Source organism: uncultured Limnohabitans sp. (assembly GCF_937889215.1).
In the GTDB taxonomy this organism is placed as follows: Bacteria; Pseudomonadota; Gammaproteobacteria; order Burkholderiales; family Burkholderiaceae_C; genus Limnohabitans_A.
This window is the reverse complement of sequence record NZ_CALBEX010000241.1, coordinates 1-2,092: the sequence shown is the minus strand read 5'-3', so window position 1 is coordinate 2,092 and position 2,092 is coordinate 1. Positions and strand designations below refer to the sequence as shown.

The window sequence follows — 2,092 nt, the reverse complement described above, 5'->3', positions numbered from 1 at the left end:
GTATTTGGACCCGCGTGGTGCGCGAAATCATGGTTGCGGCCCGCACCGGTGGCGGGGATGTGAGCGCCAATCCCCGTCTGCGCTTGGCCATCGAGAAGGCCAAGGCGGCGAATATGCCAGCCGATACCATCAAGCGCAACGTGGACAAAGCCACGGGCAACCTGGAAGGCGTGAGCTACGAGGAAATCCGTTACGAAGGCTACGGCATCGGCGGCGCGGCCATCATTGTGGACACCATGACCGACAACCGGGTGCGCACTGTGGCCGAAATGCGCCATGCCTTGAGCAAGCACGGCGGCAACCTTGGCACCGAAGGCTCGGTGGCGTTTCAATTCAAGCACTGCGGCCAACTGATTTTTGCCCCAGGAACGTCGGAGGACCGTGTCATGGAGGTGGCGTTGGAGGCCGGTGCCGAAGACGTTCTCACCGACGAGGAGGGCGCGATCGAGGTCTTGACCACACCCGCAGAATTTGAGGCCGTGAAAAACGCGCTGGAAGCCGCTGGACTGGTGGCCGAGATGGCCGAAGTCACCTGGCGTGCAGAAAATTCTGTGTCTTTGGCCGGCGATGAAGCGGCCAAAATGCAAAAATTATTGGATATATTGGAAGACTTGGACGATGTGCAAAACGTTTTCCACAATGCCGAATTTGAAGATTAAGGAAGTTGGATGAAAGTATTGGTTGTTGGCAGTGGTGGCCGTGAACACGCCATGGCGTGGAAACTGGCGCAGTCGCCCAAAGTTCAGCAGGTCTATGTGGCGCCGGGCAACGGTGGCACGGCCAGAGACAGGGATCTCATCAATGTACCGATCACCGACTTGGCGCTGTTGCGCCAATGGGCTGTGGACCAGGGCATTGGCCTGACCTTGGTGGGGCCGGAAGCGCCCTTGGCTGCGGGCATCGTGGACGATTTTCGCACCCATGGCCTGCGCATTTTCGGCCCCACTCAGGCGGCCGCACAGCTCGAAAGCTCGAAGGCTTTTTCAAAAGCCTTCATGCAACGCCACGGCATCCCCACTGCTGAATTTGAGACCTTCATGGACGCACCTTTGGCCCATGCCTATGTGGACCTCAAAGGCGCACCCATCGTGGTCAAAGCCGACGGCCTGGCCGCAGGCAAAGGCGTGGTGGTGGCCATGACCCTGGCCGAAGCGCACGCTGCGATCGACTTCATGCTGCTGGACAACACCTTGGGTGTGTCATACAACGCGGGCGGCGCACGGGTGGTGATCGAGGAATTTTTGCAAGGCGAAGAAGCCAGTTTCATGGTGCTGTGCGATGGCAAGAATGTGGCGGCCCTGGCCACCAGCCAGGACCACAAACGCCTGCAAGACGGCGACGAAGGCCCTAACACGGGCGGCATGGGGGCGTATTCACCCGCGCCCGTGGTCACGGCCGAAGTGCATGCCCGCGCCATGCGCGAAGTCATTTTGCCCACCATTCGGGGCATGGAAAAAGACGGCATCACCTACACCGGTTTTTTGTACGCCGGCTTGATGATTGACCCGCAAGGCCGCATCAAAACCCTGGAGTTCAATTGCCGCATGGGTGACCCCGAAACGCAACCGATCCTGATGCGCTTGAAGTCGGACCTTTTTGAGGTCTTGTTGTCGGCCACTTCGCAGAGCTTGGACACCTTGGAGATGGAATGGGACCGCCGCGTCGCTTTGGGCGTGGTCATGGCGGCAGCCGGTTACCCCTTGAATCCGCGCAAGGGCGATGCCATCACGGGTTTACCCAAGGACCACGAAGATGCGATGGTTTTTCATGCGGGAACCATTGACAAAGACGGGCAAACCCTGACTTCGGGTGGACGCGTGTTGTGTGTCACCGCGCTGTCCGACTCGGTCAAGCAGGCGCAGCAAAAGGCCTACCAAACAGCCAGCCCAATTGCCTTTGAGGGCATGCAAATGCGCCAAGACATTGGGCACCGGGCCATCAAAAACTGAGCCACGAGCCATTGCATGAGCCCAAAGCCCCGCCACCCCGTGACGTTCAAAGGCTCGCGCCTGGCCCGCTGGATTCTCAATTTGATGGGCTGGCAAGTCGACTTTGACGGCTTTCCTGCCCGTCAGGGCGTGGCCATTGTGTA

The 2,092-nt window shown here is 59.4% G+C and carries 2 protein-coding genes; both read left to right on the top strand.

Going from position 1 to position 2,092, the window contains the following annotated elements; genetic code table 11:
* Nucleotides 1-659, top strand: a 659-nt coding sequence (locus Q0341_RS06135; RefSeq protein ID WP_299511247.1) for a YebC/PmpR family DNA-binding transcriptional regulator, incomplete at its 5' end; no start/stop codon positions are given.
* 9 nt (nucleotides 660-668) lie between these two features.
* Nucleotides 669-1,949 (top strand): phosphoribosylamine--glycine ligase, encoded by a 1,281-nt coding sequence (gene purD, locus Q0341_RS06130; protein WP_299511246.1) that lies wholly within the window; start codon nucleotides 669-671, stop codon nucleotides 1,947-1,949.
* Nucleotides 1,950-2,092: the final 143 nt, after the last annotated feature.